At 70.3% G+C, this 12,886-nt stretch carries 11 protein-coding genes; 9 read left to right on the top strand and 2 right to left on the bottom strand.

What is annotated here, in order from left to right; genetic code table 11:
- The first annotated feature begins 59 nt into the window (after positions 1-59).
- On the top strand, positions 60-473 hold the full coding sequence (locus VZQ01_RS13695) for a hypothetical protein (protein ID WP_426748040.1): 414 nt from the start codon (positions 60-62) through the stop codon (positions 471-473).
- Between the two features lie 10 nt (positions 474-483).
- Here the strand turns inward: VZQ01_RS13695 and VZQ01_RS13690 are convergent, their stop codons facing one another.
- Complete coding sequence (locus VZQ01_RS13690; RefSeq protein WP_426748039.1) at positions 484-1,428, bottom strand: DMT family transporter; 945 nt, start codon at positions 1,426-1,428, stop codon at positions 484-486.
- A 78-nt stretch (positions 1,429-1,506) separates the two neighbouring features.
- Positions 1,507-4,170: a DNA ligase D gene (gene ligD / locus VZQ01_RS13685; RefSeq protein ID WP_426748038.1), complete on the bottom strand. Its 2,664-nt coding sequence runs from the start codon at positions 4,168-4,170 to the stop codon at positions 1,507-1,509.
- Positions 4,171-4,372: 202 nt separating this feature from the next.
- Here ligD and VZQ01_RS13680 point away from each other — a divergent pair, with 202 nt between their 5' ends.
- From VZQ01_RS13680 to VZQ01_RS13645, 8 genes are all read left to right on the top strand, one after another.
- A complete protein-coding gene (locus VZQ01_RS13680) occupies positions 4,373-4,690 on the top strand; it encodes a PQ-loop domain-containing transporter (protein ID WP_141323359.1) in 318 nt (105 codons plus the stop codon).
- Positions 4,691-4,812: 122 nt separating this feature from the next.
- Complete coding sequence (locus VZQ01_RS13675) at positions 4,813-5,298, top strand: ferritin-like domain-containing protein (RefSeq protein ID WP_141323361.1); 486 nt, start codon at positions 4,813-4,815, stop codon at positions 5,296-5,298.
- A gap of 98 nt (positions 5,299-5,396) precedes the next feature.
- Positions 5,397-6,866 carry a hypothetical protein gene (locus VZQ01_RS13670; protein WP_426748963.1) on the top strand — a complete coding sequence of 490 codons (1,470 nt, stop codon included), beginning with the start codon at positions 5,397-5,399 and terminating at the stop codon, positions 6,864-6,866.
- A gap of 66 nt (positions 6,867-6,932) precedes the next feature.
- A complete protein-coding gene (locus VZQ01_RS13665) occupies positions 6,933-8,441 on the top strand; it encodes a TraB/GumN family protein (RefSeq protein WP_426748037.1) in 1,509 nt (502 codons plus the stop codon).
- A 66-nt stretch (positions 8,442-8,507) separates the two neighbouring features.
- Positions 8,508-9,890, top strand: coding sequence for a formimidoylglutamate deiminase (hutF, locus tag VZQ01_RS13660; protein ID WP_223783488.1), 1,383 nt, complete (start codon positions 8,508-8,510; stop codon positions 9,888-9,890).
- A gap of 57 nt (positions 9,891-9,947) precedes the next feature.
- A complete protein-coding gene (gene argE, locus VZQ01_RS13655; protein WP_223746102.1) occupies positions 9,948-11,081 on the top strand; it encodes an acetylornithine deacetylase in 1,134 nt (377 codons plus the stop codon).
- Positions 11,082-11,153: 72 nt separating this feature from the next.
- Positions 11,154-11,741 carry a flavodoxin family protein gene (locus tag VZQ01_RS13650; protein WP_223783487.1) on the top strand — a complete coding sequence of 196 codons (588 nt, stop codon included), beginning with the start codon at positions 11,154-11,156 and terminating at the stop codon, positions 11,739-11,741.
- A gap of 181 nt (positions 11,742-11,922) precedes the next feature.
- Positions 11,923-12,831 carry a DUF2167 domain-containing protein gene (locus tag VZQ01_RS13645; protein WP_426748036.1) on the top strand — a complete coding sequence of 303 codons (909 nt, stop codon included), beginning with the start codon at positions 11,923-11,925 and terminating at the stop codon, positions 12,829-12,831.
- Positions 12,832-12,886: the final 55 nt, after the last annotated feature.

Raw genomic sequence — 12,886 nt, 5'->3', positions numbered from 1 at the left:
CCAGTGGGAAGCGGAGGCCGTCGGTCCTATCCTGGGCCCGGCCTCTTCGCGGGAGTCGCATGGCAAGGGATTGGGAGCAGGAGTGGAGCCACGGCGCGCAGCGTGCGTGGTTGGAAGCGCCGGACATCCTGTGGGCGCGCTTCCGGGGCGCCATCACCGAGGACACGTCGCGCTGGTCCTGTGGCCTGTACCAGTCGCTGTCCGCCGAGGGGCGCTTCTACCTGGCGGCGGACATCGCCGACTCGCAGCTGAGCCCGGAGTCGCGCCGCTACTTGGTGGAGCACGCGAAGGCGGACTGGTTCCTGGGCATCGTCTACGTGGGCGCGGCGCTGGAGCAGAAGGCCACCACCAAGAGCCTGATGGTGGGCTCCATGCTCACCGGTGGGCGTCCGCTGGACGTGCGCTACGTGGACACGCTCGACGAGGCGCGCGCGTGGATTCAGGAGCACCGTGCGCTGAACGCGCCGCGGTGAGCGAGTGCCCTCAGCCCCGGGCCTGTTCGTCGGGCCGGGGCGGGGACTGCTGGGGCAGCGCGTTGGCCAGGGCCGCGCTCCCGAGGATGAGCGAGCCGCCCACGACGAGCGACAGCGTGAGCGGCTCGCCGAGGAACGCGACGCCCAGCACCACCGCCACCAGCGTGTCGAGCAGCGCCATGATGCCCAGCGCGGTGAGGGAGATGCGCGGCAGGAGCCAGTAGAGGCACAGGTAGGTGAACGCGGTGCCGAAGATGGCCAGGTAGAGCACCGCTCCCACGGCGCGCGGCGTCCACGTCACGGCGGCGTTCGACTCCAGCAGGAACGAGAGCGCGAGCAGGGGCGCGGCGCTGCTGAGCGCCTGTCCGAAGACGAGCACGCGCGGAGGCACGTGCGCCATGTGGCGACGGACGAGCACGTTGGCCACGGCGATGAGGACCACGGACAAGAGCGTCATCCCCACGCCCAGCAGCATCTTGCCGGACAGCGCCATCCCCTGGATGTCGGAGGACTGGAGCAGCACCACGCCCGCCACGCCCAGGCCCGCGGCCAGGAGCTTGCCGGGGGTGAGGGGTTGGTCCGGCAGGAGGATGCGGCCGACGAACAGCAGCCACACGGGGAAGGTGGAGAACAGGAGCGCGGCCCAGCTGGACGGAATCCACTGCTGCGCGAAGAAGAGCAGGGTGAAGGGCGCCGCGAGCTGGAGCATGCCCAGCGCGGCGATGCGTCCTCCGGTGCGCGGGTCCACCTGTCCCGCGGCGCGGGCGAAGGGCAGCAGGACGAGCCCCGCCACCAGCATGCGCGTGCCGAGGAAGCGCAAGGGGGGCAGGTCCTCCAGGCCCACCTTCACCACGGACCAGGTGGAGCCCCAGAGCAGGAAGCAGGTGCAGTAGGCGAGGGCGACCTTCAGACGGCTCGCGGGCTTCACGGGGCCGGAGGCGACAGCGGAGTCCATGGTGGCGTCGCCCCATAACACCCGCCCCGACGTCATGCACGGTGTGTCGCGAAGGGGAGCGGCGAGCGGCCGGGCGTGTCAGTCCGGCAGCCGCTGCGGATGCTTCAACGCGGGAGCGAACAGGTCTCCCACCTTGTCCAGGCGCTTCTCGAGCGTGCGGAGGTTGAAGCGCGCGGGGTCGAGGCGTCGGGTGACCTCGCTCCACTTCAGGGGCGCGGAGAAGGGCGCGCCCTCCTTGGCCCGGAGGGAGTAGGGCGCGACGACCGTCTTGCCGCGCGCGTTCTGTCCCGCGTCCAGGTAGAGCCGGCCCTTGCGCGCGCGGATGCCGCGCACCGTGGTGGCCAGCTCACCCAGCCGCGCTTCCAGTGCATGGGCCAGCGCGTCCGCGTGCGCCTGGACCTTCGCGTACGTGTGTCCGGGGGCCAGGGGAATCATGACGTGCAGGCCGCGCTTGCCGGAGGTCTTGGGGTAGCTGTCGAGGCCCTGCTCCTCGAGCAGTCCGCGCAGCGCGAGCGCCACCGTCACCACGTCGGACCAGCCGCCCTTGCCCGGGTCCAGGTCCATGGCCAGGAAGTCGGGCTGCGAGAGCCTGGGCGCGCGGCTCAGCCACATGTGGAGCGTGAGCGCGGATTGGTTGGCGAGCCACAGCAGGGGCTCCTCGCCGTTCACGTTCACGTGGCGCAGCGTCTTGTCCAGGTGGCGCACGCGCTGGGTGGGCACCCACGCGGGGATGCCCGACAGCTCGTGTCGGAAGAAGCCCGGCGCCTGGATTCCCGCGGGCCACTGCTGCACGGAGATGGGGCGGTCCTCGAGGACGGGGACCATCAAGGGCGCGACCTCTCGGTAGTACTCGAAGACATCCGCCTTCGTCAGGCCGGCCTCCGGGAAGAGCACGCGGTCCCCGTGCGTCAGCGTGGCGTGCCCGTCGCGCGACGAGGGAGGAGAGGTGCGCGCGGCCTGGGCGCGCGGTGCTCTGAGCGAGCCCGTCGAGTGACGTTGTCGTGAGCCGCCAGCGGAGGCCGTGCGCCGCGAAACGCCACGCACGGGCGCGGTGGCGCGGCGCTGTCTTGTGCCAGCCGCCGTGGAGGTCTCATCCGAGGTCTTCCGTGCCCCTCGCGAGGCAGGCGCGGGACGCTCACGGACCACCTCCGTCGGAGCCTTGTCGATGCGCAGCCCCTGGTACACGGGTTGGCGCAGCCGGCCGTCCTCGGTCCACTCGCTGAAGTTCACCTGCGCCACGTGCCGGGGCTTCACCCACACCGCGCCCTTGCGCGGCTTCGCGTCCACGGCCGCGGGCTTGCGCACCACGTCCTCGTCGAGCAGCCGCCGCAGCTCGCGCCGGTCCTTCGACGTGAAGCCCGTGCCGACCTTGCCCACGTCGTGGAAGCCGTCCTCGCGATGCACCCCGACGAGCAGCGCGCCGAGCTCCGTCTTGGAGCGCTCGTTCTGGATGGGCAGGTACCCGAGGATGACCACCTCCTGTCCCGCCACCACCTTGAGCTTGAGCCAGTCGCCCGAGCGCGTGTCCACGTACGTGGAGCCTCGCCGCTTCGCGATGAGCCCCTCCCAGCCCTTCCTGCGCGCCTGGTCCAGCGCGCGCTTCATCGGAAGCTCGATGCGCTCCGAGAGCTGAAGCGGGAGCCGCGCGTGCTTCATCACCCGCTCCAGCCGCGCCCGTCGCTCCTCCAGCGGCAGGCCGCGCAGGTCCTCACCGTCGAGCCACGGGACGTCGAACACCACGAAGCGCTGCTCCACGCCCTCCAAGCCCTGCTGGAGCAACTGGAAGCGCGAGCGGCCCTTCGCATCCAGCGCGACGATTTCGCCGTCCAGCACCACGTCCTTCACGCGCAGCCCGCGCAGGGCCTCGGCGAGCGCGGGGAAGCGCTTCGACAGGTCATTGCCCCGCCGGCTCCGCAGCGCGAGCTTGCCGCCCACGAGCGCCGCCAGCGCCCGGAAGCCGTCGTACTTCACCTCGTAGACGTGCGTCGCGTCGGTGACCTCCTCCGGCACCGACAGGCGCGCCAGCATGGGCGCGCCCAATCGCTCCAGCAGCTTCGCCGGCGTGCGAGGTGTCGCCAGCGCACGAGGCTTGCGCTGCTTCGTGGACGTGGTCGCGACCTCCCGCGCGCGCGACGCGGGCCGCTTCCTCGCGCCCCGCTTCACCGGGCCCCGCGTCTGGACCTGTCCGCTCTTCACCGACTCGGGCCGCTCCGTGGTGATGTCGAGCGAGGGGTCCGCCGTCTCGTCCTTCGCCTTGAAGAGCAGCCACTGCGGCTTCTTCGCGCTCCCCTGGAGCCGGGTGCGGATGAGGTGCCAGCGCCCCCGCAGCTTCTCGCCCTGCAGCTCGACGTGGAGCCGCCCGTGCTCGCGCTGCGCGTGGGCCTGTCCCGGAGGGACCGTGTCGAACGTGCCCCGGTCCCAGAGCAGGGAGTCCCCACCGCCGTAGGCATCGTCGGGGATGTGTCCCTCGAAGTCGGCGTACGCGAGGGGATGGTCCTCGGTCTCCACCGCGAGCCGCTTGTCACCCGGGGCATAGCTGGGCCCCTTGGGCACGGCCCAGCTCGCCAGCGCGCCATCGACCTGCAGGCGCAAGTCGTAGTGGAGGCTGGTGGCATCGTGCTTGTGCACCACGAAGACCGGCGCGCCGTCCGAGGAGGCCGGCGCCTCCGGAGCGGGCTCGGGGGTGCGGCGGAAGTCCCGCTTGCGGCGGTAGGTCTGGAGTCGTGTGCGTGCGCGGTTCACGACTCAACGGTCGGCATCCAGGAAGCCCATCGCAATGTCGACCGCGCCATCCCGCGTCGAGCGCCCGCGTCACCTGCGTCCGAGCGGACGACCCGACAAGCCCCGGCCATGTCGCCTGGACAGCGGGGTCTCCGTGAGCGTCCGAGGAATGCGCAGCTGTCGCCGTGCCCGCACATGCGCATCTGTACGCGGGAGGCGCTGCATGGGCATCGAGGCGGTGGGGTGGTTCAGTTCCTTCATCTTGTTGCTGACGTTGGGGACGCAGATCCACAAGCAGTGGAAGACCGGCTCCAGTGAGGGCGTCTCGCAGTGGCTCTTCCTGGGGCAGATCACCGCCTCCGTGGGCTTCACCACCTACAGCGTGCTGGTGGGCAACTGGGTCTTCGTGGTGACCAACGCGCTGATTCTGCTGAGCGCCCTGGTCGGCGAGCTCATCGTGCTCAAGCACCGCCGCGCCGAGCGTCGGGGCGCCCGCGGTGAGGGCTCGCTGCCGCTGCGTCCCGCGCATCCCCGCTCCTGAACCCACCTCCAGGCCGCCTGCCCGGTGTCGGAGCGGCCGGGCCGAGGCACTGGGGGACGGGTTGGCTCGTGGGAAGAGGCTTCTCACATTGCCTGCGGTCCCTAGGCTTGGAGGATGTCGACATGGCCGAGAAGTCCGAGGTGGCACGCCTGCGCAGCCTTGCGCAGCTCGACGCGGACGCGGTGGGCGCCTATGACGCGGCGCTCGCGCGCATCCCGGAGCCGCTGGTGCGTGAGCGGCTCGCCGAGTTCCGTGCCGACCACGTGCGCCATGTCCGGGAGCTCAACGGCTTCATCCACCACTTCGGAGGCGCGCCGCTGGACCTGAGGCCCGACTTGAAGGGCGCGGCGATGAAGGGCCTGACGGCGATGTCCAGCCTGATGGGTACCGAGGCCGCGCTGGTGGCGATGCTCGGCAACGAGGAGTACTCGAACCGCTCCTACGACGTGGCCCTGCGCTTCGACTGGAGTCCCGATGTGCGCCTGCTCATCGAGCGACACCGCGAGGACGAGCGCCGTCACATCCTGTGGATCCGCGAGGCCGTCCGGACCCGCCCCTGGGAGAAGGAGCGCGCCCCGCTGCACGAGGGCTCCGAGGTCCAGGCCTGACCCGGGGCCCGCACCTGGGGCGGACTTCCCCCGGGCGATATGCCAGACGTGTGCCGCCGTTCTAGGCTCCCGGACAAGGACTTCCGGGAGGCAGCATGGTGCGGTCCGCCGTCGTCGCGGTGCTGGCAGGTTTGTTCGTCATGGGCTGCGCGGCCCATCGCAGTGATCTGGACTACCCGGACCGGGAGGCCATCTACGACCGGCCGCTCGAGGAGATGTGGCCGGAGGTCCAGGGATTCTTCACCCGCAACGAGCTGCCCTTCCGCGAGGACAAGGGCAGCCGGGTGCTGGAGACGGAGTGGCGGCAGGAGTTCGGAGGCTCGAAGATCTCCGGCTTCTTCCACCGCTACCTGGTGGTGGGCCGGCGCGAGACGCCCACGACGAGCAAGCTTCAAATCTTCCGCATCACCAAGAGCCGGAACAAGACGCTGCAGAACCCGGCCGTGCAGATCGACTGGGGGGTCAACCGCAACCTGAACGGCGGGGCCGACTCGGAGACGCCCGGCCTGAGCTCGGAGGACTTCGAGGACCGGCTGGCGGAGCCTCGTGGGGAGAACGCCTTCTTCGCCGAGTCCGCGCAGGGCCAGCGCGACATGGTGATGGAGTGGCGGGTGTTCCGCGAGGTGGCGCCGCTCCTGTCGAAGGAAGAGAACGCGCCCAAGCAGGTGCAGGTGGCCAAGGCCCCCAACGCGAAGGAGGCGCCGTCGCAGATGGCGGTGGAGTGCGGCCTGCCCATCATCGGCCTGGGCAAGAAGGCGAAGCCCGGCACGGTGATGCTGCTGGGCGAGATGCACGGCACGCAGGAGGTGCCGCGCTTCGTGGCGCAGATGGCGTGTCAGGCGGTGGTCGCGGGGCTGCCGGTGACGGTGGGACTGGAGCTGCCGCTGGAGAACCAGGGCCGCGTGGACACGTTCCTGGATAGCCCGGGCGGCGAGGACGACTGGCTCAAGCTGATGGAGGCGCCGTTCTGGCGCAGCCCGTACCCGGATGGGCGCGGCAGCGCGGCCGTGGCGAACATGCTGGAGCACCTGCGCCAGCTGCGCTCGCAGGGCCTGGACGTGGATGTCTTCGTGTTCGACCACCCGAAGGCGAACGGGCAGCAGCGTGAGGACTCGATGGCGGCCACGGTGGCGCTCCAGGTGGAGGCGGGACCCAAGCGCTTCCACGTGGTGCTGTCGGGCAACATCCACTCGCGCACGAAGAAGGGCCTGCCGTGGAACAAGGACCACCGGCCCATGGGCTATCTCTTGAAGGAGAAGCTGGACGACGTGGTGGCGCTGGACATGGCGTACGACAGCGGCACGGCGTGGATCTGCTCGGTGGACAGCAAGGGCGTGCGAGATCGCCTGGACTGCGGCGTGCGCGACGCGAAGGGCAAGAACAACGGCGAGCGCTACTTCGTGCACACGTGGGACTCGGCGAACGCGGAGGGCTACCACGGCGTGTTCTACGTGGGCGCGGTGAATGCCTCCGCGCCGGCCATCCGCGTGGGTGACAGCGGCCCTGGCAAGGAGGGCAGCAAGAACCCCTTCACGCCTGAGGCGGGGAAGGTCGCGTCGTCGAGGTAGTTGCGGGCGATATGTCCGCCCTCCCGCTCGCGTTTCCCGCTCTGGAACGTGATGTCGGGAGGGTGGATGCGCTCGGTTCTTTACGCGGTGTTGTTGCTGTCGACGTGGGTGGGGCTGGGGTGCGCGGCCCACCGCAGTGACCTGGAGATTCCGGACCGGGAGGCCATCTACGACCGTCCACTGGACGAGATGTGGCCGGAGGTCCGGGAGTTCTTCACCCGCAACGAGCTGCCCTTCCGCGAGGACAAGGGCAGCCGGGTGCTGGAGACGGAGTGGCGGCAGGAATTCGGAGGCTCGAAGGTCGCGGGCTTCTTCCACCGCTACATGGTCGTCGGCCGGCGCGAGACGCCCACGACGAGCAAGCTTCAAATCTTCCGCATCACCAAGAGCCGGAACAAGGCGCTGCAGAACCCGGCGGTGCAGCTCGACTGGGGCGTCGGGCGTGGCGTGGGGCTCAAGGGCGGGGACGGTGACATGGGGGCCACGGACGGAGAGAGCTCGGTGCTGACCAGCACCGAGGACTGGGAGGAGGTCATCGCGGAGCCGCGTGGTGAGAACGCCTTCTTCGCCGAGTCGGGGCAGGCGCAGCGTGACCTCTTGATGGAGTGGCGGGTGTTCCGGGAGGTGGCGCCGAAGCTGGCGAAGGAAGAGAACGCGCCCAAGCCGGTGCAGGTGGCCAAGGCACCCAAGGCCAAGGAAGCGCCGTCGCAGATGGCCATCGAGTGCGGCCTGCCCATCATCGGCCTGGGCAAGCAGGCCAGGCCCGGCACGGTGATGATGCTGGGGGAGCTGCACGGCACGCAGGAGGTGCCGCGCTTCGTGGCCCAGACGTCCTGCCAGGTGACGGTGGCGGGAACGCCGGTGACGGTGGGATTGGAGATTCCGCTGGAGAACCAGGGGCGCGTGGACACGTTCCTCGACAGCCAGGGCGAGGAGGGTGACTGGCTCAAGCTGATGGAGGCGCCGTTCTGGCGCAGCCCGTATCCGGACGGGCGCGGCAGTGAGGCGATGGCGAACATGCTGGAGCAACTGCGTCAGCTGCGCTCGCAGGGACTGGACGTGGACGTCGTCGTGTTCGACCACCCGAAGGCGAACGGGCAGCAGCGTGAGGATGCGATGGCGGCCACGCTCATCCACCAGGTGGAGTCGGCGCCCAAGCGCTTCTACGTGGTGCTGTCGGGCAACATCCACTCGCGCACGAAGAAGGGCCTGCCGTGGAACAAGGACCACCGGCCCATGGGCTATCTCCTGAAGGAGAAGCTGGACGACGTGGTGGCGCTGGACATGGCGTACGACAGCGGCACGGCGTGGATCTGCTCGGTGGACAGCCAGGGCAAGCGGGACCGGCTGGACTGCGGCGTGCGTGAGACGAAGGGCAAGAACAACGGTGACCGCTACTTCGTGCATACGTGGGACTCGGTGAACTCGGAGGGCTACCACGGCGTGTTCTATGTGGGCTCGGTGAACGCCTCCGCGCCCGCCGTGCACCGGGGGCTGGGGCGTCCGGGCGCGGATGACAACTCGAATCATCCGGCTCCCGACGAAGGCTGGAAGCTGGCGGAGTTCGGGCGCTGACAGCGACGCGGGCGGACCGCGTCACGGCTGCTGCGTGGCCCGGTCCGCTGACGTACGCTCGGCAGGGTGAGCGACATCACTGTCTACCAGCCGGACTTCCTGTACGTGGGAGGCCGGCTCATCGAAGGGGGCGCCCTGGCCGTGGGCGCCGATGGCCGTATCCTCGATTCGACCGCCGTGCCCGCCGGGGCGAGCGTCGTGCGGCTGCGAGGCCGCGCGTTGTTGCCGGGGCTCGTCAATGGCCACTCCCACGCGTTCCAGCGGCTCATCCGCGGGCGCACCGAGTACGTGGTCGCCGGGCACGAGGCGGATGACTTCTGGAGCTGGCGCGAGGCCATGTATCGCGCCGCCGAGTCCCTGGGGCCCGACGACGTCTACGTGGCCTCCCGACAGGTCTTCGTGGAGATGGCGCTCGCCGGCATCACCACCGTGGGCGAGTTCCACTACATCCACCACCAGCAGGACGGCACTCCGTACGCGGACCGGAACGTGCTGGCCAAGGCCGTCATCCGCGCCGCGCGGGACGCGGGACTGCGCATCTGTCTGCTCCGCGTGGGCTATGCGCGCGCGGGCTTCCAGGTGGCACCCAATCCCCGGCAGCGGCGCTTCATCGACCCGGACGTGGACACGTTCCTCGCGTCGGCGGAGTCGCTCGCGAGCGAGGTGAAGGGGGACGCGGCGGTGAGCGTGGGGCTCGCGCCCCACAGCGTGCGCGCGGTGCCGAAGGGCTGGCTGTCCGCCGTCGCCAAGGCGCGAGGCTTCCCCGTGCACATGCACGTCGCCGAGCAGCCCAAGGAGATTGAAGCGAGCCTCGCGGAGTACGGCCGCCGGCCCGTGGAGCTGCTGTCGGACCTGGGGCTGTTGGGGGCGGGCTTCACCGCCGTGCACGGCGTGCACCTGACGGACGAAGAGGTGTCCATGCTGGGCGCCGCTGGCGCGACGGTGTGCGCGTGTCCCTCCACGGAGCGCAACCTGGGGGACGGCATCGTCCCCGCGGACGCGCTGGTGAAGGCGGGAGCGCACATCAGCCTGGGCTCCGACAGCCAGGCGCACGTGGACCTGCTGGACGAGGCCCGTCAGCTCGAGGGGCACCTGCGACTCTCCCGGCTGCGGCGCTCGGTCCTGGACCCGGGAGGTGGACAGGTCTCCGGCCTGGGCGCGCGGCTGCTGGACATGGCCACCTTGGAGGGCGCGCGCTGTCTGGGGCTGTCCACGGGGGCGCTGACGCCGGGTGCGCTGGCGGACTTCTTCACGGTGGACCTGGGCCATCCGTCGCTCGTGGGCGCGGGGCCGGAGTCGCTGCTCGTCTCCATCGTCCTGGGCGCGGAGAAGGCGGCGGTGCGCGAGGTGGCGGTGGCCGGGCGGCTGGTGGTCCGGGACGGCGTGCATCCGCTGGCGGAGGAGAGTGGACGCGCCTTCCAGACGCTCGCGCATTCGCTGTATCGCTGACGGGGGCTGGCGCCTGATGCTGGGCGATGGCATGACGCCACGACGGAGGAAGTCTTCATGAGCGACACGCTGCCCGCGCTGCGGGCCACCCTGGCGGAGCTGGTGGCGATGGACACCACGTCCGCGCGCCCCAACGCCCCGCTCATCGACTACGCGCAGGCGCGGCTGGAGAAGGCCGGGTTCAGCGCGGAGCGTCAGCGCTACACGGACGACGCGGGCGTGGAGAAGGTGAACCTGGTCGCGGTGAAGGGCGGTACGGGCCGGGCGGCGCTCGCGCTGGTGGGGCACTCCGACTGCGTGCCGTATGACGCGGCGTGGACGGACGCGCTGAAGCTGACGGAGAAGGACGGCAAGCTCTACGCGCGCGGCGCCTGTGACACGAAGGGCTTCATCGCGTGCGCGCTGCACGCCGCCGAGCGGGCCGAGAAGCTCTCCGCGCCGCTGATGGTGGTGCTCACCGCGGACGAGGAGATTGGCCTCATTGGCGCGAAGAAGCTGGTGGCCGCGGGGCTGGGCCGTGCGCGACACGCCATCGTCGGAGAGCCCACGAAGCTCACGCCGGTGCGCGCGAACAAGGGCTACTGCCTGGCGGAGGTGGAGGTGCTCGGCAAGGAAGGGCACAGCGCGTATCCGGACACGGGCGCGTCGGCCATCTTCCGCGCGGGCCGCTTCCTCAACCGACTGGAGCAACTGGCCACCACGGTGTTGCGCGAGGAGCTCGACGAGGGCTTCCAGCCGCCCTTCACCACGGTGAACGTGGGTGTCATCCAGGGTGGCAAGGCGAAGAACATCCTGCCGGGCTCGTGCCGCTTCACGGTGGAGTGGCGGCCGATTCCAGGGCAGCCCACCGAGCGCGTGTCCGAGCTGCTGGAGTCCATCCGCCAGGAGCTGGTGCGCGACGAGCCCGCGTACGAGGCGCGCATCCGCGTGCTGCGCACGGACCGGGGTGTGAACACGCGAGCGGACGCGGAGGTGGTGCGCTTCCTGGCCGAGGCCAGCGGCAATGCGTCCACCACGGTGCCCTTCGGCACGGAGGCGCCGCAGATGACGGAGCTGGGCGCGGAGGCAGTGGTGTTCGGCCCCGGCGACATCCGCGTGGCCCACCAGACGGGCGAGCATGTCCCCATCGAGGACCTGATTCGCTGCGAGGCCGTGCTGGCCCGCGCCGTCGCGCACTTCTGCGGCAAGTGAGCCTGGGGCCCGTGCGAGGAGCGACCGCCTTCGTTATGAAGGCCCGGTCGCTCCTTCTCCCGGACCTCCGTCATGCACTCCCGTCGACTCCTCTTCCTGCTCTCCAGTGCCCGTGAGAACGGCAACGCGGAGCAACTCGCCCGCAAGGCCGCGGAGTCCCTGCCGGACGGCACGGTGGCGGAGTGGGTGAACCTGGAGCGCTACCGGGGAGCGGTCTTCAAGGACCTGCGTCACTCGCCCGGCGGCTACACGCAGCCCCTGAGCCCCGAGCTGCGGGACCTCGCCCAGCGCACGGTGTCCGCCGACGAGCTCGTCTTCGTGGCGCCGGTCTACTGGTATGGCCTGCCCGCCAACGCGGTGTCCTATCTGGAGCACTGGTCCCACTGGCTGAGAATCACCGAGCTGTGCTTTCGCGAGTGCATGCGCGGCAAGGTGCTCTCGCTGGTGACCTCGCACTCCTCCGAGGAGGACGACGCCGTCGCCCAGCCCCTGCTCAAGAGCCTCCAGCTCAGCGCGGACTACATGGAGATGCACTGGCGCGGCGCGCTCATCGGCCACGGCAACACGCCCGGTCAGGTGCTCCAGGACACACGCGCCGTCACGACCGCGCGCGACTTTCTCGTGCGTCCCGTGGTTGTCGCGAAAACCGAAGCTGCCTGAGTCTGTCCCCCGCACCGGCGCTGATTTGACGCGTGCTCCGACGCGCCGCTAGGTTGCCGCGCCTTTCGGCCCGGGAGGCCCGCCGCGCCTGTGCGTCGAGCCGCGCGCGGCATCGTCAGCCTCGCTGAGGCTTCACGTCCCTCCGGCCGATTGTGTCTGGAATCCCTGGAGGGGGAGCTCAATGCAGTGTCGACGTGGGTTGTTCGCGGTGGTGTTGCTGGTGGGAGTGAGCGCGTGGGCCCGGGCCCCCGAGCAGCAGGAGGCCGCCGAGGCGGCGGAGGTGGCGGCCCCGGCATTGCCCGAGCTGCACCCGCGCACCGGCGTGGTGGTGCTGGGCAACGGCCTGGCGAAGATGAACGTCCCCTCCAACTTCGGCTACCTGTCGCCCGAGGACGCGGAGAAGGTGCTCGTGGAGGTGTGGGGCAATCCTCCGGGCACGAAGACGCTGGGCATGCTGGTCCCCTCGGACGTGAGCGTGGACGCGCCGGAGGGCTGGGGCGTCGTCATCCAGTACGACGATGACGGCCACGTGGAGGACAAGGACGCGGCCAGCATCGACTACGCGGAGCTGCTCGAGGAGATGCAGGAGGGCACGCGCGAGGAGAACAAGGAGCGCACCCGCGCGGGCTTCGAGGCAGTGGACCTGGTCGGCTGGGCCGCCACCCCGCACTACGACGCCAGCACGCGCAAGCTGTATTGGGCGCAGGAGCTGGCCTTCGGTGGCTCCAAGGAGCACACGCTGAACTACGCCGTCCGCGTGCTGGGCAAGGAGGGCGTGCTGGTCCTCAACGCCGTCTCCAGCATGGTGGCGCTGCCCCAGGTGGAGACGGACATGAAGCAGGTGCTGGCCTTCACCGAGTTCCAGCAGGGCCACCGCTACGAGGACTTCGACCCCAGCACCGGCCGCGTCGCCGCGTACGGCGTCGCGGGCCTGGTGGCGGGCAAGGTCGCCGCCAAGGCGGGGCTCTTCAAGGGCCTGCTCGCCGTGCTGCTGGCCGGCAAGAAGGTCGTCATCGCCGGCGTGGTGATGCTGTTCGTCGCGCTGGGCAAGCTGTTCAAGCGCGGCGGCAACAGCGACGGCACGCCGTAGTCGGCTCCGCGAGATGAATCCAGGAGGCTCGGGACTTCGTGTCCCGAGCCTCTTC

This window comes from Myxococcus faecalis (assembly GCF_050039385.1).
In the GTDB taxonomy this organism is placed as follows: Bacteria; Myxococcota; Myxococcia; order Myxococcales; family Myxococcaceae; genus Myxococcus; species Myxococcus fulvus.
The sequence above is the reverse complement of the archived record's forward strand: the minus strand, read 5'-3'. Positions and strand labels throughout refer to the sequence as shown.